The organism is Paenibacillus chitinolyticus (assembly GCF_045038035.1).
Lineage (GTDB): Bacteria > Bacillota > Bacilli > Paenibacillales > NBRC-103111 > Paenibacillus_F > Paenibacillus_F chitinolyticus_A.
In genome coordinates this window covers 5,731,631-5,752,768 of the sequence record NZ_CP173427.1, presented here as the reverse complement: position 1 = coordinate 5,752,768, position 21,138 = coordinate 5,731,631, and the positions used below count along the sequence as shown (strand labels likewise).

At 46.1% G+C, this 21,138-nt stretch carries 20 protein-coding genes; all 20 read left to right on the top strand.

The annotated features are described in order from the left end of the window. Positions 1 to 192 precede the first annotated feature (192 nt). The 20 genes from ACI48J_RS25960 (at position 193) to ACI48J_RS25865 (ending at position 21,112) form a co-directional block, all read left to right on the top strand. Positions 193 to 2,811 (top strand): stalk domain-containing protein, encoded by a 2,619-nt coding sequence (locus ACI48J_RS25960; RefSeq protein ID WP_405080884.1) that lies wholly within the window; start codon positions 193 to 195, stop codon positions 2,809 to 2,811. Positions 2,812 to 2,899: 88 nt separating this feature from the next. Next, complete coding sequence (locus tag ACI48J_RS25955; RefSeq protein WP_326050648.1) at positions 2,900 to 4,087, top strand: sensor histidine kinase; 1,188 nt, start codon at positions 2,900 to 2,902, stop codon at positions 4,085 to 4,087. Beyond that, positions 4,059 to 4,784 (top strand): response regulator transcription factor, encoded by a 726-nt coding sequence (locus tag ACI48J_RS25950; RefSeq protein WP_009677083.1) that lies wholly within the window; start codon positions 4,059 to 4,061, stop codon positions 4,782 to 4,784. The genes ACI48J_RS25955 and ACI48J_RS25950 overlap by 29 nt, the downstream gene beginning before the upstream one ends. A gap of 50 nt (positions 4,785 to 4,834) precedes the next feature. Continuing rightward, on the top strand, positions 4,835 to 5,227 hold the full coding sequence (locus tag ACI48J_RS25945; protein ID WP_326050650.1) for a hypothetical protein: 393 nt from the start codon (positions 4,835 to 4,837) through the stop codon (positions 5,225 to 5,227). A gap of 84 nt (positions 5,228 to 5,311) precedes the next feature. After that, positions 5,312 to 7,549, top strand: a complete 2,238-nt coding sequence (locus ACI48J_RS25940) for a DEAD/DEAH box helicase (RefSeq protein ID WP_405080883.1) — start codon at positions 5,312 to 5,314, stop codon at positions 7,547 to 7,549. 24 nt (positions 7,550 to 7,573) lie between these two features. Then, positions 7,574 to 8,401 carry a ComF family protein gene (locus ACI48J_RS25935; RefSeq protein WP_405080882.1) on the top strand — a complete coding sequence of 276 codons (828 nt, stop codon included), beginning with the start codon at positions 7,574 to 7,576 and terminating at the stop codon, positions 8,399 to 8,401. A 130-nt stretch (positions 8,402 to 8,531) separates the two neighbouring features. Next, positions 8,532 to 8,948 carry a flagellar protein gene (locus tag ACI48J_RS25930; protein ID WP_009676992.1) on the top strand — a complete coding sequence of 139 codons (417 nt, stop codon included), beginning with the start codon at positions 8,532 to 8,534 and terminating at the stop codon, positions 8,946 to 8,948. 144 nt (positions 8,949 to 9,092) lie between these two features. Beyond that, entirely contained in the window at positions 9,093 to 9,356 is a 264-nt protein-coding gene (gene flgM / locus ACI48J_RS25925; protein ID WP_326050656.1) for a flagellar biosynthesis anti-sigma factor FlgM, read from the top strand. Positions 9,357 to 9,381: 25 nt separating this feature from the next. Continuing rightward, positions 9,382 to 9,882: a flagellar protein FlgN gene (locus ACI48J_RS25920; RefSeq protein WP_326050658.1), complete on the top strand. Its 501-nt coding sequence runs from the start codon at positions 9,382 to 9,384 to the stop codon at positions 9,880 to 9,882. Positions 9,883 to 9,933: 51 nt separating this feature from the next. After that, positions 9,934 to 11,499 carry a flagellar hook-associated protein FlgK gene (flgK, locus tag ACI48J_RS25915; protein ID WP_326050660.1) on the top strand — a complete coding sequence of 522 codons (1,566 nt, stop codon included), beginning with the start codon at positions 9,934 to 9,936 and terminating at the stop codon, positions 11,497 to 11,499. A 13-nt stretch (positions 11,500 to 11,512) separates the two neighbouring features. Further along, positions 11,513 to 12,424 carry a flagellar hook-associated protein FlgL gene (gene flgL, locus ACI48J_RS25910; protein WP_405080881.1) on the top strand — a complete coding sequence of 304 codons (912 nt, stop codon included), beginning with the start codon at positions 11,513 to 11,515 and terminating at the stop codon, positions 12,422 to 12,424. Positions 12,425 to 12,436: 12 nt separating this feature from the next. Next, positions 12,437 to 13,009: a DUF6470 family protein gene (locus ACI48J_RS25905; RefSeq protein ID WP_405080879.1), complete on the top strand. Its 573-nt coding sequence runs from the start codon at positions 12,437 to 12,439 to the stop codon at positions 13,007 to 13,009. Positions 13,010 to 13,072: 63 nt separating this feature from the next. Further along, positions 13,073 to 13,504, top strand: a complete 432-nt coding sequence (fliW, locus tag ACI48J_RS25900) for a flagellar assembly protein FliW (RefSeq protein WP_405080877.1) — start codon at positions 13,073 to 13,075, stop codon at positions 13,502 to 13,504. A gap of 1 nt (position 13,505) precedes the next feature. Then, entirely contained in the window at positions 13,506 to 13,733 is a 228-nt protein-coding gene (gene csrA / locus ACI48J_RS25895) for a carbon storage regulator CsrA (RefSeq protein ID WP_405080876.1), read from the top strand. A 165-nt stretch (positions 13,734 to 13,898) separates the two neighbouring features. Next, the gene (locus ACI48J_RS25890; protein ID WP_405080875.1) at positions 13,899 to 14,720 is read left to right on the top strand and encodes a flagellin; all 822 of its coding nucleotides are present in this window, start codon (positions 13,899 to 13,901) and stop codon (positions 14,718 to 14,720) included. Positions 14,721 to 14,785: 65 nt separating this feature from the next. Further along, entirely contained in the window at positions 14,786 to 15,127 is a 342-nt protein-coding gene (locus tag ACI48J_RS25885) for a flagellar protein FlaG (protein ID WP_326050667.1), read from the top strand. 12 nt (positions 15,128 to 15,139) lie between these two features. Continuing rightward, the gene (gene fliD, locus ACI48J_RS25880) at positions 15,140 to 16,642 is read left to right on the top strand and encodes a flagellar filament capping protein FliD (RefSeq protein WP_326050668.1); all 1,503 of its coding nucleotides are present in this window, start codon (positions 15,140 to 15,142) and stop codon (positions 16,640 to 16,642) included. Positions 16,643 to 16,683: 41 nt separating this feature from the next. Then, complete coding sequence (gene fliS / locus ACI48J_RS25875) at positions 16,684 to 17,076, top strand: flagellar export chaperone FliS (RefSeq protein WP_405080874.1); 393 nt, start codon at positions 16,684 to 16,686, stop codon at positions 17,074 to 17,076. Beyond that, entirely contained in the window at positions 17,069 to 17,398 is a 330-nt protein-coding gene (locus ACI48J_RS25870) for a hypothetical protein (RefSeq protein ID WP_326050670.1), read from the top strand. The genes fliS and ACI48J_RS25870 overlap by 8 nt, the downstream gene beginning before the upstream one ends. 18 nt (positions 17,399 to 17,416) lie before the next feature. Beyond that, positions 17,417 to 21,112: an IPT/TIG domain-containing protein gene (locus ACI48J_RS25865; protein WP_405080873.1), complete on the top strand. Its 3,696-nt coding sequence runs from the start codon at positions 17,417 to 17,419 to the stop codon at positions 21,110 to 21,112. The last annotated feature ends 26 nt before the right edge of the window (positions 21,113 to 21,138 follow it).

Genomic DNA, 21,138 nt, shown 5'->3' with positions numbered 1-21,138 from the left:
AAAGCTTAAAAAGACCGATTTTAGACCCGAATATTCCAGTTTGGACCAAATTCCGAGCCTTTTGCTCTCTTTTCACAATTACTCTAGGAAAAATCATATAAATTTCGTAACTTTTTAGCTAGTTTAAGAGTCTATACTATTGTGTGTCCTAGTTGATTTTACCTATTCAGGAGAGAGGAAAGTGAAAGAAGAATGAGGTTTACCAACAAGCTGTGGAGATCGACACTCGCATTCGTCGTTGCTTTTCAGGTAGTCGTATCCCTGCCTGTTCCCACATTTGCCGCTGACCCTACGGTTACTTTGAAGTCGGAGAGCATTTTAACTTCGGGTGCCGTTATGAAGAAGTATGTTTGGAACTTTACCAGAAGCAATAAAAAGGTCTCGGCGACTGCCAACGTAGTAGAGGTAGATTTGACGAATCCATATGTAAAACTGGATGTAATCGCGGGGAAAAATAATCAGTTTACCGACAAACAGACGGTTGCTACGATGGCCAAAGCAGCCGGTGCAGTCGCGGCGGTTAACGGGGACTTTTTTAATACGCAGGCGGAGGGCGTGCCCTTGGGCCCGCAAATCACCAACGGTCAAATCATGGCGACCCCATCCAATAATATGTCCGGTCTTTACGCTTTTGGGATAACAAAGGATAACAAGCCGGTGATTGACCTGTTTGCTTTCCAAGGTGCGGTAAAAGCCAAGGACGGCACTTCTTTCGAACTCGGAGGCATCAACAAAACGTACTATTGGTATGATGACGGCACTCACAGCCATACGGACGGGTTGTTCATGTATACCGATGCTTGGGGACAGGTGGACCGTTCCAATGACGGAAAATCCGTACCGACCGAGGTCTTGGTACAAGACGGGGTTATCAAACAAATCGCACCGGATACGATTATTAAAGTCGAGCCGCCTAAGAACGGGTACATTTTAAGAGCCGCGGGCAAATCCGCTCAATTCGTCAAAGAGCATTTAAAAGTCGGAGACCCTCTTACGGCGGATTATGCGTTTATTAACCAGCGTACGGGAACGGCCTATGCGAACGATGCTTTTAAAACGATGATCGGGGGCCACTCTATTCTCGTAGACGGAGCTAAAGCCACCTCCTTCTCCCGCGATGTCTCTTCCCTGGGCGGTTACCGTTCCCGTACCGGCGTAGGATACTCCCAAGATATGAAGAAGGCCTATCTGGTTACAGCCGATAAGAACGACAACAGCGCAGGAATGAGCCTGCAGGAATTCCAGCGTTTTCTGATTGAGATCGGTGCTTACAAAGCGATGAATCTGGACGGCGGCGGTTCCACGCAAATGGTCGAACGTCCGCTTGGCACGAACAATATCCAACTGGCTCATGTAACGGAATATGGCACGCAGAGGGCTGTCGTGAATGCCCTGGGAGTCTTCTCAACGGCACCGAAAGGCCAGCCGAAGGGCTTCACTATGAAAGGCGACACAGAACTGTTCCTGAACGAGAAAGCGACGTTCACCTTCAGTGGTTATGACGAATATTACAACCCGATTGTTTCGGACAGCGTTCAGCCGACCTGGAGCGTTTCCAACAATCTTGGAAAATTCGACGGAAATGCCTTTATTCCTACGAGCTTCGGAAGCGGTAAAATTACGGCAACAACCGGTGCGGGATCGTCTAACTTGGACGTAAAAGTAATACGCCGTGCGGATATCAGCTCTATGAAGGTTTCGAAAGCGAGCGGACAAGGCCTTGTTGCGGGCGGAAGCTACAATTTGAGCGTAACCGCGACGACCAAGAGCGGTAAAACAAAGGAAATTTCCCCGGCATCGCTTGAGTGGGAAGTGCTCGGTGTGAAGGGCGAAGTCAAGAACGGCGTCCTGAAAGTAGACAGCCTGGAGGGCAGCAAGAATGCCCAAGTTATCGCCCGGTATGACGGATACAGCAGTATGTTGAACATCCCGCTCGGCAATGAGTCCATGTGGTATAACCTCGATGACAAATCAATTCTGACCACTTCGGAAAGCTTCCCGGCTGAAGTCAGTACGAAGCTGAGCATCGTGAAGAACGAGTCCGGCAACAACAGCCTGCAGCTCGCTTACGATTTTACAAAAGGCACCGGCAACAAGGCGTCTTACGCGGTCTTTAACAATACCGGTGCGCAGCTGTACGGCTATCCGCAAACGATCAACCTCAAGGTAAAAGGCGACGAAAGCCAGAACTGGCTCCGTGCCGAAGTGATCGATGCGGATGGTAAAAAAGAACTGGTTGAGCTCGCCAAAAACATCAACTGGCAGGGTTGGAAGTCCATCTCGGCCAACTTGTCCGGCCTTAACCTGAAATACCCGCTGACTTTGCGGAGCATCTATGTGGTTAATCCGGAGCAAGGTCAGGACGAGCGTGCGCTGCAAGGCAAGATCGAGCTTGACGATATCTCTTTCAGCTATCCGAATTATGATACACCGTCCGGCAGCCTGAACAAAGTAACGCTGCAAATCGGCAATCAGATGGCAACCGTTAACGGAAAATCGTACTGGCTGGAGCAAGCTCCGATTAACGACCGCGGAAACACGCTCGTTCCGACACGCTTTGTTTCGGAAGCTCTGGGAGCGAAAGTGCTATGGGATCAGGAGGCACTCCGGGCAACGGTTGTAAAAGACGGGAATATCGTCGATATGTGGAACAATGAGCTCGATTTAATCACGAACGGCAAGCGGGTTACCGCCGAAGTTCCGCCGCGTATCATGAACAATTTAACGATGGTTCCGCTGCGTCTGCTGACTGAAACTTTAGGCTGGAAAGTCACGTGGAATCAGGCCGAACAGATCGTTAACCTGCAATAAATAGTTCTATTAGTTTACTCTCAAACAGCACAAAGTATGGTACTATAGAAGGCAGACCAATTTGTTTTGAAAAGGGGTTTGGAGCGATTTGCAGGTGGATGCATTAGACCGTGTCATCAAGAACGCCATCGAAGTCATGGAGAGCAGCAAGTACCAGGTATTCGAAATTTGCGAAAGTGCCCGGGGCGAACGAGAGTCGCTTCTTAGGGAATTAAGTCAAGTTAAGGATGAAGTTACCCAGACGATCGAGCTGGTGGACAACCTGGAACGTGACTACAAACGTGCGCGTATCCGTCTTACGGAAGTAAGCCGTGACTTTGCCAAATATCGGGAAAATGACATCAAAACCGCCTACGAGGCGGCTATATCGCTCCAACTGCAGCTTACGGTATCGAGAGAAAAAGAGAATCACCTTAAAGAACGACGCAACGACATCCAACAAAGAATCAAAAATGTAGACAAACAGCTCGAGCGGGCGGAAATGATCGTCTCCCAGATGAATGTCGTTCTCGAATATTTATCGGGTGATCTTAATCAGGTCACCCGCATTCTGGAGTCGGCCAAAAACCGCCAGCTGCTCGGGCTGAAAATAATTTTGGCCCAGGAAGACGAGCGCAAGCGTATGGCCCGTGAGATTCATGACGGGGTAGCGCAGACTATGGCGAACGTCGTACTTCGTACGGAAATTGCGGAGCGAATGGTGACCAAGCAGGAATATGCGGCGGCAAAGGAAGAACTCATAGATCTTAAGTCCCAACTGCGATGCGGGCTGGAGGAAGTTCGCAAAATGATCTTCAATCTCAGGCCAATGGCGCTGGACGATCTGGGCTTGATTCCGACCGTACGTAAATTCGTACAGGATTTTGAAGATAAAACCCAGGTACATACGAAACTTGAAATTTCGGGCAAAGAAACTAGACTTCCATCGGGTATGGAGGTCGCTATTTTCCGCCTGATTCAGGAAACCTTCTCCAATATTCTCAAGCATGCCCACGCAACGTTCGTTACACTTGAGCTGTCTTTCCAGGAGGATTTGGTGAGTATCTCCATTAATGACAACGGAATCGGTTTCAATGTGGACTTGACGGAGCATAAGATAGCCAAGGGCAACAATTTTGGCATCATCGGGATGCGGGAACGGTTGAAGCTACTCGAAGGGGACATGGCCATCTACTCAGAAAAGGACGTGGGAACGAAGATTACGATGTTGATTCCCATTCGCGCAGAGAACAAGGAGGAAATTGGTAATGGACAACCAGGGGAGTCCCAAGCGTAACGTAAGACTCATTCTTGCGGACGATCATCAGCTGTTTCGCGAAGGCCTCAAACGAATCATTAATATGGAAGACGATATGGAAGTCATCGGGGAGTGCGGCGACGGTATCCAGGTTATCGAGCTCTGCAACGAAATGCAGCCGGACGTAGTCCTGATGGATATTAATATGCCGCTTGAAAACGGCGTTGTCGCTACTGAGCGGCTAAAGCTTATTTTTCCCGACGTTAAGGTGATCATCCTTTCGATTCACGACGATGAAAGTTATGTGTTTGAGACGCTTCGCAAAGGTGCTTCCGGATATCTGCTGAAGGATATGGAGGCGGAGGCGCTGATCAATGCGATTCGCTCCGTTGTAGCCGGACATGCCTATATTCACCCGAAAGTCACCGGTAAATTGATCAACCAGCTTCGTCGTATGACATACCTGGATGATAACGGTGTTATGGGTTCCGGCAACGGCGTTCAAGAATCCGGACTAAAATATATTCATGTTCCGACAAGCCCGCTGACCAAGCGTGAAGCGGAAGTTTTGCGTTTGATGGCTGAAGGCAAGAGCAACAAGCTGATCGGAGAATTCCTTTATATCAGCGAGAAGACTGTAAAGAACCATGTGAGCAGCATTCTGCAAAAGATGGAAGTAGACGACCGTACACAGGCCGTTATTATCGCCATCAAAAACGGCTGGGTGACTCTCTAGGAACCAACCCTCCCGCCAAGGCATATAGTATGCTAAGGGAGGGAGCCGTCATGTGGACCGGATTGATGTTATTTGTAGGGAGCTACATCTTCTGTGTATGTATGCTCCATGCGTTAAAACGCCCCAATGAAGAGGCACGTTCGTACCACCTGCTTTTAGTGACCAAGGATAACCAATTGCATATCGAGTGGTATATCCGTTCTTTGTTTTTTCTGGCGAGGTTCAGCGGAAAATCTCTGTCCGTCTCCGTAATTGACGAAGGTTCTACGGACGATACGCTGCGGATTGCCGAGAAGCTTTCACGTTCCTACGAGCTTAAGATCAGAACGGTTTTGCCCGAATCTTCCTGGGAAGAATGGGCTTCTTCATCCGAACGCGATAACTTGGTGGTTATGCATGTGAGCAACCAGAAGCAGTTGGTTAAACTTCCGTTGTTTGAGTAAGCACCTAGGATTCTTCATTGGCTTTGTGCCGTCCATGGTTTACGTAATCGTTTACAATCGAATAAGCGTTGAAGTAGGTGAGTCATGAAAGTTCAGGTTTACGCTGCTGCCGACGATAATGGTTGGCAATGGCACATTTCCCTTGCAATGGCCGTCGACTTCGCGTACTGGTTCGAGCGGCTCGGACGTTCCGTCCGGATTGTGCTGCTGGAGCCTCCTGTCTCAGTTGGACAAGCTCTCGCCCTGATTGATGTGTTGAGCTTTCCCTCGTGCAAGAAACGATTCCCCCATGTTTTCCCCGAAATTCATCCGTCTGTTTATACACCCTCTTCGTCAAGCGAAGACCCTGATTGGCTGAAGACCGATTTTTTAATCACCCACTCTTATTCTACAGGTAAAAGAAGTCCCTCCGAAACCAATTCCGATCTGTTCAACCCCCCTAATGTAAGTCATCCTACACCTTCTTCATCAGCGTCTTTTAATGACTACCTACAAGCAGCAACCTTAACGGAATCAACCGCAGATTTAAACCCTTCTCCGCCGTCTAACGGTAGAAAAAACACGCTCCCAGAAAAATTAATGCGTACGTCCCCGCCGATTCCTTCGGAAATCGTTCAATCGCTTACTTCCCGTTCGATAGACTATGACAGCTGGCTTATTTGCGGCCCATCTGCGTTTCCTGACAATTCCATCACATATGATCGAATTATAGAAGCACTAAACGGCAGAAGCCTTTTGAGTGAAGAAGTCATCCGGTTGCTGGAAGATTCTGGAATGTCAGAGCTGTTGGAAAATGGAGTTTGGAAAACTTACATCCAATTGGCTTATTTAAACGGGGATATTACCTTGACCAATGGATTACAGAGCAGCCAGATCAGAAAGTTTCCGGCCTTTTGGCGGCGGCAGACCACCTATAGCTGCAAAAGATGCGGAAGCGGCAAACTTCATTTTACTCCCTGTTATCATTGCGGAATGGATTGCGCCTACTGTGAAGAATGTCTGACTATGGGGCGAGTGCGCTCCTGTACTTTGCTCATTGAAGGAGTTAAGGGAAACTACAAGGGCAATGAGGATGTTTACCGGTGGCCTGGAGATGTAAAAGAAAGCCCAGGGGAGAACCGTTGTCCTAAAAATAGCATAAGGGAATCTGCATTCGATCCTACTTTGGAGGTTTATTTAACCCCTTGGGGTCTGAGTCCGGCTCAAACAGCAGCTTCAAAGGAGGCGCTTGCGTTTTTAAGCGGTACTTCGCCCGGCAGCAAAGGTGCAGCAGGAAAAGTTACGCTGCCGCGAAGCGGCGGAGACCCGGATGCGGGAGAGAAAGGCGGCAAAACGGCGCCCAGCTTCCTGATTTGGGCGGTCACGGGAGCGGGAAAGACCGAAATGATCTTCCCGCTCCTCCAATATGAACTTGCGCACGGCCGCAAGATCGCGATTGCCACACCCCGCCGGGACGTCGTACTCGAGCTGCAGCCGCGCCTGATGCGCGCATTTGAGGGCTGCAGCATCGTGACGCTGTACGGCGGCGGCAGCCAGACTTGGGAAAGCGGCGATATCACGATCGCAACCACGCATCAGCTCATGCGCTTCGCGCATGCTTTTGATGCCGTGATTATCGACGAGATCGACGCTTTCCCGTACCTGAACAGCGCGGCGCTGGAATTCGCCGCGCGCAAAGCTCTAGCGCCGGGAGGACGCTACGTCCTCCTCTCGGCGACGCCCCCGCGGGCACTGCAGCGCGAGGCGGCGTCCGGACGCCTGCCTCATGTCACCGTGCCCGTGCGCTTTCACCGGCACCCGCTGCCTGTGCCCAAGCGGGTGCCGGTGCCGCCGCTGCGGCGTATCCTCCGCAGCGGTGCCCTGCCTCAGACGCTGCGTGCGCGTCTGGAGGGCTCGCTCGAACGCGGCGCGCAGCTGTTCGTGTTCGTGCCGGAGATCAAGCTGGTGGACCCGCTTGTCCGGCTGCTTCAAGGCCTCTGGCCGGACAAGGCTATCGCCGGCACATCGTCCAAAGACCACGAAAGGTCGGTGAAGGTAACCGACTTCCGCGGGAAGGTTACGGACATTCTGGTCACCACAACGATTTTGGAGCGTGGCGTGACCGTTCCTAAAACGGACGTATTTATCCTCGATGCGGATTCCAGTTTGTTCAACGAAGCGGCTTTGGTTCAAATGGCAGGCCGCGCCGGAAGATCGAAGGATGACCCCCGAGGACTTGTCTATTTTGCAGGTTTGGAAAATACCGTCTCGCAAACAGGGGCAATCCGGCAAATCAAAAAAATGAACCGGACAGCACGAAAAAGAGGTTATTTATTGAATTAAGTTAGTGAAAGGAAGGGTAAACGAATGATTGGTCTGTCCAACCCCAAGCCGCCTGCGCTCTGGTGGAGCAAGGTGAAACGATGGTTCCAGCTTCCTGAAGCCGAGATAAACGAACGCGATAGAGAAACGGCTAATTGTGTTTGCTGCGGCGGGCGCAGAAGCTCCGCCAAAGAGAGTCTCGGGCTCGGGCTTTGCATGACCTGCTTTAACGCCATTCCTTGGATAATGGCTGTACGTTGTCCGGTTTGCGGCCGTCCGGATGATTGTCCGGACTGTATCCGACGAACGACGTGTTTTTTCCGGTACAGCCGAAGTGCAGTCCGCTATGACCCCCTGATGAAAGAATGGCTGGCCTCTTACAAATACAGGGGCAATGAGCGTCTGCTTTCTCTTTTCTCCGGAATGCTGGTACATGCCTATCATCAATTGGTCAAAGAACTGCCGGCGGCGGGGCACGAAGGTTCCGGCTTTCACTGCATCAGTTACGTACCCATGCATGTCAGCCGCCTGGCGGAAAGAGGCTTCAATCAGGCAGAGGCCATGGCCGTAGAGCTGGGAAGACGGCTCTCGCTGCCAGTTATGCCCCTGCTCGAGCGGACAAGGCATACGGCTAAGCAGAGCTTTAAGTCAAGGGGGGAGCGGCTCAACGATCTGCAGGGAGCCTTCATGCTTCTTGAGGAAGCCGCAGGATCGATTGTACGGCTGCAGGAAGGGATTGCGGGTCAAGGCTGGCCGGTTCGCGTCCTCCTGCTTGACGATGTCTACACAACGGGGAGTACTCTAAACCAATGTGCCCAGACTATAACGCAATCTTTACCGGTAGAGGTTTACGGGTTGATGTGGGCGCGCTAATTCTGCCAAGGTGCATGATATGAAGAGAAATAAACATATTTCCAACTCTTTCAGAAGGCCCCTTCTCAACGCAAGTCCAATACGTTACACTAGTCGTATACTATACTTGAAGTTTGATAAGGTGATCATAATGAGTATGAACGTTCAAAACTGTCCGCGCTGCGGAAAGCTTTTTGTGAAAGGATTTGCCGAAACCTGCCCGGCCTGCGTAAAAGACATCGAGGCTCAGTATGTTGCATGTGCGGACTACCTGCGGCAGAATCGTAAATGCGATCTTCAGGAGCTGCATGAAGAGACGGAAGTCCCTATGCGCCAGATTATCCGTTTTATCCGCGAAGGCCGCATTTCGATAGCGGATTCACCGAATCTGACCTATCCCTGCGAAGTTTGCGGAAACCCTATTCGTGAACATACCATGTGTGACTCCTGTCGGCAGCGCCTTGTACGAGATGTGAATCAGATGATGGATGAGGGCAAAAACAGCGCAAACGCGGAAAAAGACGCTCATCATTTTCGCATTACGGACCGCCTAAAAGACCGGCACTAATCAGAAAAGCTTTATTTAACTAAAAAGATCATATCCTTCTGCCGATAATAGTAATAACCATTATCGGTTTTTTTGTAGAATCGAGCCGTAAAGCGGCCTTGGAAAGTAGAGGATCCTCCATCAGATAACAAGAGGTGAATAACTATGAAAATTAATGATAGCCATCGTATCGGAAATGTAAATCCGTATGCCAAGCATAAAGAACAGTTTCAAACGGCTGCCGCTGATAAACGTAACCGTCCCAAAGACGAGGTTCAAATTTCCACGGAAGCTAAAGAGCTGCTTGGAGCCGCAGGGGATGAGAATAGAATGCGCAGAATAGAAGAGTTGAAGCAGCAGGTTAAATCGGGAACCTACCATGTGGAAGCGGGCAAGATCGCCGAGAAGCTCCTTCCGTACCTTAAATAAGACCGGCAGAAACGGGTGAAAAGCTGTGTCCGTATCCGAAATCGTCAACGTTTTGAATCGCATCATTGAATGCCACCAGGAACTTCGGGAACTTGGGACAAGGAAGAGAGAAGCGATTCTTCAGAACTCCATAGAAGAGCTGTCGGCTATTGTCCAGAAAGAATCCAAGGCCGTTAAAGAAATCCAGGAGCTGGATCAGCGCCGTGTAGTCAAGATCAATGAATATATGGTAACACGCTGCTATAAAACGAACCCTTTTATAACCGTCGGAGAATTGGTTAAGCTGGTGTTCAAAGCGGAAGAAAAACAGCAGCTGATGGATTGTCAGGAGCGGCTTTTAAAAGAAATCAGACAGCTAAAAGAACTCAATGCTCTAAATCAGCAGCTGGTGGAACAGTCACTGGGATTTATCGACCTTTCACTCGATCTCTTAACGGCAACACCCGAGCAGGACGCGATCTATGCGAACCCTACCCAGCAGGGGCAGGCCAAACGCAAGAACGCTTACTTCGATACACGGGCTTAGCCCGGCACCTATTCCGGCCGTTTAAGGCCTTACAGCAAAGGAAGTGAATTTATGCGTTCTACATTTCATGGACTGGAGCTCGGCAAGCGCGGTGTTATCGCACAGCAAGTCGCGCTGAATACTACAGGCCACAACATTACCAACGCCAACACTCCGGGATATTCCCGTCAGGTAGCTCAAATGGTTGCCGCCCGTCCGCTCGAATATCCTTCAGTGACCAACTCCACCTCTCCCGGCCAGCTGGGCATGGGGGTTGAAGTCAATGCGATCCAGCGCATCCGGGACATTTATTTCGACGTGGAATACCGGAATCAGAACTCATTGATGAACGAGTCGAAAGTTATTTCGGAAACGCTCGGCAACATTGAGGGCGTCGTTAACGAACCGTCGAACAACGGTCTGGCTAAGAACATCACGGAATTCTGGAAAGCTTGGCAGACGCTTAGCAAAAACCCCAGCACGGAGGATCTGGCCGCCCGTTCCGCAGTCGTTCAGCAGGCGATGGCGATGGCCGATTCTTTTAACAGCATGGCCAATCAGTTTGCGACGATGGGTAACAACATCACGGAAAGAATCAACATCAAAGTATCCGAGGCGAACAGCTATGTGTCTGAGATCTCCGACTTGACGAAGCAGATTAAGCACATTGAGTCGGGTGGAGATAACGCCAACGATCTCCGGGATAAACGTGACTACCTCGTCGATCAATTGTCCAAGCTCGGCAACGTGAAAGTAACGGAAACATCGCAGACCTACCAGATCACGTTCGGAACGAAGCAGGTTATCGACGATCTCAATTCGGATTCTATCGTGCAGGCCGATGTGGCGGGCGTTACTTCCGGTGAGATCTTCGGCTATGTACAGTCTCGTGACACATTCATTGCCGAATATACCAAACAAATCGATCTCATGGCCAATACGCTGGCTACCGGTAAAATCGAGGTTACCCTTCCGGCGGGAAGCATTCTGCCTAATGGCATGACACCTCCGGCAGGAGCCAAAATGGATCCGGCCAATCCACGCAAGCTGGCTGCGGACGCCAAGGTTACCGTCGATGGCTTGAATGGGCTTCATAAGCTCGGATACACCCTCGAAGATCCGGCTACCAACGGGCAGGACTTCTTCGTTACTTCCGACGGATCGGGGAAATTTACGGCGCAGAACATCCGGGTTAACCCGGACATCGCCAAAGATTTGAAGAAGATCGCAGCTTCCCTGCGTATTGAAACCGTCAGCAAACCGCCCGCGGCACCTACCAACAAAGTGGTGCAAAGCAACGGCGATCTGGCGCTTCTTATCGGCGGCTTGGCGGAGAAGACGTTTGATTTCGGCGGTACAGCCCTGACAGCGTCCTCTACGTACGGCGGTTACTATGAAGCGGTAATGAGCCAGTTGGGCGTTCAAACCGATCATGCCAAGAAAATGCTCGAAAACGGCGAACTGCTCACCGATCATGCAGACAGCCTGCGTCAGTCCATCAGCGGCGTGTCGCCCGATGAGGAAACAGCCAACCTAATTAAATTCCAGCACGCCTACAACGCTTCAGCTCGGGTTATCACAGTGGTAGACGAAATGCTCGACAAATTGATTAACGGGACCGGCGTTGTCGGCAGATAGGAGGGATAGCTAAATGCGGATCACACAGAATATGATGAGCTCGTCGATGATGAAAAATCTCCAAACGAACTATAATAGATTGGATAAATATCAGGAACAGCTGTTAACGCAGCAAAAAATTAACCGGCCTTCCGACGATCCCGTAGGCATATCCAGCTCGCTTCGTTATAGGGGCGAAATTGACATGACGGATCAATTTGCCGAAAATGCCAAGGATGCGGACTCTTGGATGAATTTTTCGGATACCGTGATGAACGAGGCTGTAAAAATCCTACAGACGGTTTCTGAAAAAGCGGTACAAGGGGCAACAGAATCCAATAACCCTGAGGCCAGAAAGATTCTTGGACAAGAAATTGATGAGCTTTATAAGCAAATGGTTGCCATCGGCAATTCTCAATTCAAGGGAAAATATATATTTAACGGACAAACAACGGATCAGAAGCCATTTTCGGACGATCCGGCAAACACCTCATACAGCCTTGACGAAGGCGTTATGCGTTATCAGATAGGTGCAGGAATTTATGTCGATGTAAATTCTCTGGGAAAGAATGTTTTCGGTCCTTTTCAAGACCCGACTGATCCGACCAAGGCAGCAAATGTTTTTAAAGTACTGGATAACCTTAAAACTGCTTTAAACGGCGATAATACAGCCGGCATTGAAAAGAGTATAAAAGAGATTCAGACGTCTATGGATCAGGTTCTCTTCGCACAAGCAGATGTTGGTGCCCGCCAAAATCGTCTTCAATTTACAACCGATCGTTTGGAAGATCTAACTTTAAACTACACCGATCTGCAATCTAAAATCGAAGATGTAAATGTACCCAAAACAATTACCGATTTAAAGACTGCGGAGAGCGTGTTTCAGGCTTCTCTTGATACGATGGGGCGGATTATTCGTCCGAGCTTGCTCGACTTCCTGAGATAAAAGGAGCCTCATATGCAAATTCCGCGTATTCAGATCAGCCAGCAGTACACCAAAATCGGACTTTCTACCACAGAGGGAAAGTTATCTATCGAACAACCTAAAGCGGAATTAAACCTTCAACAGGACAACCCCAAAGTTAGCATGGAAACGGAGAAGTCTAACCTAGAGATTGACTCCACAAGGGCTTGGTCTGCTTTAGGTTCTTCCAAACTCATTGAAATGAGAGATCTAATCGCACAAAGCGCTTTTGATATTTCTATGCAGAATATCGCGGAGATTGCCCAGAACGGTGACCGGATGATGGAGATAACTAATCATTCCAACGCCTTTGCGGATATCGCTCGTCAAAATGCGTTTAAAGACCGGCTTGTGCAGGTAACGGCTGAACCTTCTTATGATAATGTAGATATCAACTATGCTCCGAGTGTAATTCATACAACCGTCCAAGACGGTAAGATTACATTTGATCCCAAGCTGAACTCTCCGCGTATTCAGTATGAAGCCGGTAAATTAGAAGCCTATGTTACTCAAAAAAATGCAATTTCTTTTTCAGTAGTCGGGGGAAATTGGGATGCATCTATTTAAAGCATATGAGACAATAGCTATAATTTTATAGCTATTCTTTCTTTTTATTAGGAGGAAAATTTAATGATCGTACAATCTACAAGATTTGGTGAAATTGACGTTTCGGATGAACAGTTGATTACATTTGAAGCAGGTATCTTTGGATTTGAGACTAACCGCCGCTATGCGTTATTGCAATTAGATAACGAAGATCCCACTTTCCACGTGCTCCAGTCATTGAGTGATGCGGATTTGGCCTTTGTTATCGCGGAACCCTTTCTGTTTGAGCCTGCCTATGAGTTCGAGCTTCCCAAGGCTGTCAGTGAGCAGCTTGAATTAAAGAACGAAGGGGACACGCAAGTATTCGGTATTGTAAGTGTGCGTGCCAAGGATAATGTTACGATGAACCTGAAGGCACCAATCATTTTAAATAAAAAACGCAATAAAGCGGCCCAGATTATATTGGAAAGCACGAATTATCCGATCCGATATTCTCTAATCAAGGGGGGAGCCTGATATGCTGATTCTCTCCCGCCTCAAAGGTGAGAAAATTATAATCGGTCAGGATATCGTCCTCACGGTTTTGGAGGTTGCCGGAGATCAGGTAAGGATCGGAATAGAAGCACCTAAGGATATTCCGATCCATCGTGAAGAGATTTACAAGGCTATCCAGGCGGAAAACCAAGCGGCGGTTAAAATGGATCTCAATGCGGCATCCTTGTTAAAAGCCGTTAAAGGCAAATAATTTTTTTCGTTTTTATCAAAATAGCTCTAAAGTAACTATCCATGTGATCCGATATATATATTATGGGAGGCAAGCGGGCTTTGGCGGCCGACTAAACTCGCTGAATCCACAATTAGGTGAACGCAAGGATGCGATCACTACCTACATTCAAGGAGGAATTTTATTATGCGTATTAACCACAATATCTCTTCTTACAATGCACAACGTCAACTGTCGACTAACAACTCGGCACAAAGCAAATCTCTGGAGAAACTGTCTTCAGGTTTCCGTATCAACCGTGCTGCTGATGATGCTGCAGGTCTTGCAATCTCTGAGAAAATGCGCAACCAAATTCGTGGTCTGGAGCAAGCTTCCAAAAATGCTTTGGATGGTATCTCCTTGATTCAAACAGCTGAGGGCGCTTTGAATGAAACTCATTCAATGTTGCAACGTATGGGTGAATTGTTTACACAAGCAGCTAACGAAGTTTTAACTACAGCAGACACAGCAAAAATTAAAACAGAAGTAGACGCTCTGTCCGATCAAATTACTAGCATCGCGGACCAAACTCAATTTAACACCAAAAAATTGCTGAATGGTTCTACTGCAACGTTAAACTTCCAAGTAGGTGCTAACGAAGGCGAGACTATTGCTCTGACTCTAGAGAAAATGGACGCAGCAACATTGAAAGTAGCCAAGGGTGATTTTGCAGCTCTTGATTCCAACGCAAACGCAGGTAAGAACGTTACTGCCGTACAAGATGCTATCAACAAAGTATCCGAAACACGCTCTAACCTGGGTGCTGTTCAGAACCGTCTGGAGCACACGATTAACAACCTGGGCACAACTGCTGAAAACCTGCAGGCTGCTGAATCCCGTATTCGTGATGTAGACATGGCTAAAGAAATGAGCGAATTCACGAAGAATGGTATTCTTCAACAAGCTGCAACTGCAATGCTTGCTCAGGCTAACCAACAGCCGCAAGGCGTTCTGCAATTGCTTCGTTAAGACCAGCATAGGGCCGGCCGGGATTCCGGCCGGTTTTTTTAATACTTACGTCAGGAGAGTATTAAATGAAGGTTAATCAAAGCTCTATACCTGTTTCTCTTGCGCCGTTGTTAAACGTTATCTCTGCTTCGACTGTCTCCGGCTTGATAGAAGCCGATTCAACTACAAATCCCAAGCTAGAAGAAAGCGTTACTCTGCCTCAGCTTGTTGAAAAGGTAAATACAGTTTTAGCGGACTCAGATACACACATAAAAGTGAAGGTTCATGATAAGACAAACACAATTATGGTTGTTGTGGTTAATGATGATACCGAAGAAGTTATAAGAGAAATTCCTTCGGAGAAAATGTTGGATATGATGTATAACATATGTGTAAATGTGGGAGTTTTTTTAGATAGAAAAATTTGATGGAGGGGTATAATGGCGGGTATCAGCGGACCAACAAGGCTAACAGGTTTTAGTGGGCAACTGGATACAGATGGCATAATCAAAAAATTAATGGATACTGAGAAAGTGCCACTAAATAATCTGGTAAAAAAGAAGCAGATGACATTATGGCAGAGGGAAGATTATCGTTCCATGAACACATCTTTGCTTGCTCTGCGTAATACGATGAATGAGCTCAGGTTTGAGAGTAAATTTGAAACAGTCAAATCAACATCATCTAATACAGCTGTTCTGGATATTTCATCCAGCGGTACAAATCCCGGCGTAAGCAATGTTAAGGTAACTCAGCTGGCCAACTCTGCTTCTATAATTAGCGAAAAAGTAAATAAGCTGCCGACAGAGAAATTAAACCTTAGTGGTTCATTTACTATTGAGGGGTCAGATCCGGCTAAGTCAGTTGAAATTACAGTTACTGCCGACTCCACTATTGATTCTATTGTGAAGGATATCAATAATGCATCAGCGAATACAGGAGTAAAGGCTAGTTTTGATCGGTCCAGTGGTATTTTGTATCTAAATTCTACGGCAACTGGCGCTGGTTCAAAAGTTAAAGTCACAGATGCCAATGGTACATTTGCAAATGTTTTCGGAGCAGGTACACCATTGAATGCACAAGGGCAAGATTCAGCATATAGTGTCAACGGCACTAATATTACAGCGAATTCAAACAGTGTAACCATTAATGGAGTTCAGGTTACTCTTCGAGGCCAAGGTGAGGCTTCTATCGGAGCTATGGCGGATCGTTCATCAGTAGTAGATAAATTAAAAAATTTTGTGAAACAGTACAATGAAATAGTTGATAAATTTTCCGAAGCAACCACGGCTAAGAAGAACCGCGCCTATCAACCGTTGACTAGCGAGGAAAAAGAGGCCATGACGGATTCCCAGATTACATTATGGGAGAAAAAGGCCCGTGAAGGGGATCTATATAACGATGGTTTACTCAAAGATACATTAACTTCTATGCGATCTGCTCTTAACATACCTTTAGAAGGAATTACTGACCCATCCGATCCCAATAGTCAATTAAGACTCCTTTCACAAATTGGTATTAATGTGATAAATGATTTCCGTGAGAACGGTAAGCTTGAGATTGATGAAAAGAAACTTCAAGAGGCGATTAATACTAGATTTGATGAAGTTAAGGTATTGTTTACTAAGTCTTCTGATACGCCCAATGATACCCCTGAGAATATGAAAAAACGAACAAGTGAATTAGGTTTTGCTGATCGTTTGTATGAGACTATAGGTGCACAGCTCACTAAATTTACTAAGAAGATTGGTTCAGGATCTATCGAAGCATTAGATGAGAGTGTGCTAGGAAAACAGTTAAAAGATTTTAGTAAAAGGGAATCGGATCTAGAACGTAAATTATTAGATGTTGAAAATCGATACTATAAGAAATTTGGTGCGATGGAGAAGGCGCTTCAAAAATTAAATAGTCAGGGTTCGTGGATTTCTTCGCAGCTACGGTAAATGATTGTTTACAAACTACAACTGATGAGAGAGGTTAACAAATGCAAAACGCTAAACAACAGCAATATTTGAAAGTTCGTGTTGAGACGGCAAGCCCGGGAGAATTGACTTTGCTGTTATATCAGGAAATGGTCAAATTATTGCTTCAAGCGAAGCAGTTGTATTCTCAAAATCAGTATGAAGAGATGAACCAGTCCTTGTATAAGGTTAAGACTATACTCGGGGAATTAATTGTAACCTTAGATATGAAATATGATATATCTAAAAATTTAAGTAGTTTGTATATGTTTTATAATCAGTATATTGCTGAATTTATTATTAAAAAAGATGAGAATATGCTAAATGAGGTTCTTGATTTCGCTAGAGGAATGGTTGATACATGGAAGCAGGCTATGCTTTCACTAAAAGCCAGCGGGAGCCATGTTAATGCTTAGTACTCGACAGATACTTGAGGAAATTTCAGCAAACTATACATGCATACTTAAATCACCATGTTTTGAAGTTTATGAAAAATATTCTGAAGTAATTAATAAATTATATGCTTCGCTAGAACAAAGGAGCATCACGGACGAAGATAAGTTGAAGTTGAAAGAAATTAAGAATATGCATGATGAAATTACGCAAGCCTTAGAATCAGAAAAGAAAACTCTGGAAAAACAAATTGTGGCGATAGAAAAAAAGAAAAACGCTTCAAATGTTTATATCAAACAAGCATCTTACATGAATGATGCTTTTTTTGTGGATATTAAAAACTAAATCCGAGGGGGTTGCCCTATGAAAAAAACGATGGTAAGAACCATCAATTTATTTTTATCTTTACTCTTAGTATTTGCTATTTTGCCTGGTTATAGTTCAATGGCAAGTTCTGATGAGATTGTGAGAGTAACGAAAACAATTAACCCGACTCAAATTTTAGAAGGGGGAGAATCGACGGTTACTCTTAATATACAAGGATCAGACAGTGTTAATGTTGTTAAGCCCAATGATATCATTTTGATTATTGATAGATCCGGTAGTATGGATCCTAAGAATAATAATGGCGAAGATAAAATGACAAACGCCAAAAATTCTGCTACTGGATTTATAGATTTACTGGATTTTACTAAACATCGCGTGGGTGTTGTAGACTTTGCGAGTGATGTGAAATTTAAAGATCTATCCTCAAACCCGGCAGATGTTAAAAGTTATATTAATGGGATAAAGGCATCTGGGGGTACCAATACAAAGCTGGCAATTGAAAAGGCTCGTGAATTATTAAGGGGACATAGAACCGAGGCACAACCGGTCATTTTATTACTTACAGACGGAGAAGCTACTGAACCGGCCCCAGTTGAAAATGCACGGAAACTAGCTCTTGACCAAGCAAATGGGGCAAAAAGTGAAGGAATCGTTTTTTATACGATCGCCTTATTAAAACAGAACGAGAATCCCAATACCAGCGCTCCGAATTTGCTAATGAAAGACATGGCGACTACGGCTCAACATCATCACTTCGTACTCGGCTCAGTAGGATTAGCAGAGATTTATCGGGCTATTGTGGAAGAAATAGGGATGGCGAGTGCCTACGACGTTACCGTTAAGGATACAGTTGCCCCTGAATTCGAGATTGTTCCGGGATCCTATAAAGACAATATTCCACAACCAACTGTAGTCGGAAATACGTTAACATGGACCTTTAATGAATTAAAAAAGGAAACGCTTACCTTCAATTACAAGATAAGACATAAAATTGGAGAGAGAGTTGGACATCTATCCGTCGGAAGTGCAGATATTGATGTTACCTTCAAAGACTATTTGGGCACTCCGCATCAAACTAAAGTACCCAATCCTTCAATAGACGTGATATATCCAGCACCCCAGATCACTTCTCTAGTAGAAGATAAGGGCCTGATTCAAGGTGGAGAAACAGTAACTATACATGGAGCGAATTTTAGGGCTAATCCCAAGGTAACTTTCGGGAATACTGCAGTAAGTTCGGTGCAATTTATTGACTCTACTAAGTTAATTGTGATTGCTCCTCCTGGACCACAGGGTATTGCGGAAGTTAGGGTGACTAATACAGATGGTCAGTTTGCCAATTATTCCTATAATTACTATGCGAATCCTGAGATTATTTCAATAGTCCCTAAACAAGGCAAGCTTTCTGGCGGCAATGAAGTGGTGATTACCGGTAAATACTTCATGAATGGGGCTCGTGTTAAATTTGGTGAGCACGATGCAACTGTTAAAGCTGCAACTTATGAACAAATTAAAGTGACCGCTCCAGCTGGAACCGCAGCAGGGTTTGTTGACGTTACAATTCTTAATCCAGATGGGACAAGCGTAACCAGCAGGGATGCCTATGAGTATCTTGAAGCACCTGTGGTGCTTGGTATCCAACCTGCTGCAGGGCTAACAACCGGTGGAGATACCGTGACAATTACAGGGGAACATTTTAAATCAGGAGTTATCGTTAAATTTAATCAAAGTGTGGTACCGACTGAATTTGTGTCGGCAACTGAGCTGAGGATCACTACGCCTTCCTGGGCTAAAGCTGAGAACGTTGATGTAGTGGTTATGAATACAGATAAGCAGGAAGCCGTCCTTAGTAAAGGCTACACCTATAATTACCCTGCACCAATAATAACAAGCGTTACTCCTAATGCGGGTCCTGCTGCGGGGGGAGACTTTGTAAATATTACAGGGGAAAATTTCTTTGCCGATTCCAAAGTGCTATTTAAAGATAAAATTGTTTCCTTCACTTTTATAGACAAGCAGCATTTAAGAGTCAGGGCTCCGCAATGGACGCAAGAAGAGAAAGTAGATATTACTGTTAAGAATTCAGATGGCCAATCGGCTACGGCTAAAGAAGCCTATTCTTATACCCTCCCTGAAGTATTTGAATTGCTTTCTGTTGCACCTAATAGCGGATTACTTGCAGGAGGAAATACAATAAGCATCCAAGGTAAGAATTTTGATAATAACCTATCTGTTTATCTGGACGGTGCGAAAGTTACCTTTACTTTGGTTTCATCAGAGAAAATTAATATCGTTGCACCAAAAAGACTGGTAACAGGTAAAGTCGATGTCAAAATTGTGGATATGTATAAACGTGAGGCTACGTTAAAAGAAGCGTATGAATACCTTGCACCACCACCACCACCCGCACCTGTTGTCACCAGTGTAGATCCAGCAGAAGTGGTAAGAACGAGCGGCGAGTTTATGTTTATAAACGGGGACAATTTTCAAGATGGAGCTGTTCTTTGGCTAAATGACAGAAAAATAACATCTATTTCCTTCATTAATTCCAAGCAATTACGTCTTAGAGCGCCTGGTTGGGATAAAGAAGAGTTTGTCGATGTTAAGGTAGTGAATCCGGATAATCAGTCGGGTACCTTGACAGCGGGCCTTCATTTCATAAATCCACCTGCTGACCCAGCCCCGGTTATTGCTTCGTTATCTCCGGATACAGGAGAAATGCCAGGCGGGTACTTCGTTACGATTAATGGACAGTCTTTTAAGAATGGTGCAAAAGTGTTTTTTGGAAGTAAAGAAGTTTCTGTTAGTTTCCTAGGTGCCACACAATTGCGTGTCAGAGCTCCGCAATGGGAAGTGGAAGCCACTATTAATCTTAAAGTTGTGAATCCGGATGGACAAGAAGTCAGCAGCCCCTTTACTTATGTTCGCCCGGCTCTAGGACCTGCTCCTGAAATTACTAGTGTAACCCCAGAGCAAGTTTTAGTAACTGGCGGTACCTTTGTAACAATCAACGGAGAACACTTTGCAGCTCAGTCAGTCGTTAAAATCGGCAATCAGCAAGTTGTGACAACATTTGTCTCAGACAAGCAGCTTCGAATCCGGGTTCCTGTTTGGCCTAGAGCAGAAAGAGTCGACATCACAGTAACGAATGTTGATGGACAAATTGTAACGCGTACAGGCGGTCTGGAATATATTCTTCCACCACCAGCCATAATTTCGAGTTTAACACCGAATCACATGGTAATCGACGCAAATGAGTTTGTTGTAATTGACGGTGCAAACTTCCAAACGGGATCTAAGGTTTTCTTTGGTGATAAGGAAGTGGTAGCCACTTTTATAAGCGACAAACAACTTAGAATGAGGGCACCAGTTTGGAGTAAAGCTGAGACTGTTTCGATCAAGGTAGTTAATCCTGATGGACAAGCGACATTATTACAGGCTGGGTTTACTTTTGATCCTAAACCGATGAAGCCAGCACCTACTATAACCTCGATTAGCCCTAATAGCGGACCAAAATCAGGTGGCGATTTCACTTATATTAACGGAAGTAATTTTGTCAGCGGCGCTAAGGTTTCTTTCAACAATGGAGCTCCATTTGATGTTACTTTTTTAAGTGCTAATCAAGTCCGATTCAGAGCTCCTTCTTCTGCCAAACTAGGACCCGTAGACGTTAAAGTAATCAATCCTGATGGCCAGACAGTTACGCTTACTGGTGGGTACACGTATCAGTAAGTCAGAGCAGGTGCCTATGCCTTATA

Excerpts from the sequence above, each read along its gene's own strand:
- ACI48J_RS25960 (WP_405080884.1), top strand. The coding sequence starts at position 193 with ATGAGGTTTACCAACAAGCTGTGGAGATCGACACTCGCATTCGTCGTT.
- ACI48J_RS25950 (WP_009677083.1), top strand. The coding sequence starts at position 4,059 with ATGGACAACCAGGGGAGTCCCAAGCGTAACGTAAGACTCATTCTTGCG.
- ACI48J_RS25945 (WP_326050650.1), top strand. The coding sequence starts at position 4,835 with ATGTGGACCGGATTGATGTTATTTGTAGGGAGCTACATCTTCTGTGTA.
- ACI48J_RS25940 (WP_405080883.1), top strand. The coding sequence starts at position 5,312 with ATGAAAGTTCAGGTTTACGCTGCTGCCGACGATAATGGTTGGCAATGG.
- ACI48J_RS25935 (WP_405080882.1), top strand. The coding sequence starts at position 7,574 with ATGATTGGTCTGTCCAACCCCAAGCCGCCTGCGCTCTGGTGGAGCAAG.
- ACI48J_RS25930 (WP_009676992.1), top strand. The coding sequence starts at position 8,532 with ATGAGTATGAACGTTCAAAACTGTCCGCGCTGCGGAAAGCTTTTTGTG.
- flgM (WP_326050656.1), top strand. The coding sequence starts at position 9,093 with ATGAAAATTAATGATAGCCATCGTATCGGAAATGTAAATCCGTATGCC.
- flgK (WP_326050660.1), top strand. The coding sequence starts at position 9,934 with ATGCGTTCTACATTTCATGGACTGGAGCTCGGCAAGCGCGGTGTTATC.
- flgL (WP_405080881.1), top strand. The coding sequence starts at position 11,513 with ATGCGGATCACACAGAATATGATGAGCTCGTCGATGATGAAAAATCTC.
- ACI48J_RS25905 (WP_405080879.1), top strand. The coding sequence starts at position 12,437 with ATGCAAATTCCGCGTATTCAGATCAGCCAGCAGTACACCAAAATCGGA.
- fliW (WP_405080877.1), top strand. The coding sequence starts at position 13,073 with ATGATCGTACAATCTACAAGATTTGGTGAAATTGACGTTTCGGATGAA.
- csrA (WP_405080876.1), top strand. The coding sequence starts at position 13,506 with ATGCTGATTCTCTCCCGCCTCAAAGGTGAGAAAATTATAATCGGTCAG.
- ACI48J_RS25890 (WP_405080875.1), top strand. The coding sequence starts at position 13,899 with ATGCGTATTAACCACAATATCTCTTCTTACAATGCACAACGTCAACTG.
- ACI48J_RS25885 (WP_326050667.1), top strand. The coding sequence starts at position 14,786 with ATGAAGGTTAATCAAAGCTCTATACCTGTTTCTCTTGCGCCGTTGTTA.
- fliD (WP_326050668.1), top strand. The coding sequence starts at position 15,140 with ATGGCGGGTATCAGCGGACCAACAAGGCTAACAGGTTTTAGTGGGCAA.
- fliS (WP_405080874.1), top strand. The coding sequence starts at position 16,684 with ATGCAAAACGCTAAACAACAGCAATATTTGAAAGTTCGTGTTGAGACG.
- ACI48J_RS25870 (WP_326050670.1), top strand. The coding sequence starts at position 17,069 with ATGCTTAGTACTCGACAGATACTTGAGGAAATTTCAGCAAACTATACA.
- ACI48J_RS25865 (WP_405080873.1), top strand. The coding sequence starts at position 17,417 with ATGAAAAAAACGATGGTAAGAACCATCAATTTATTTTTATCTTTACTC.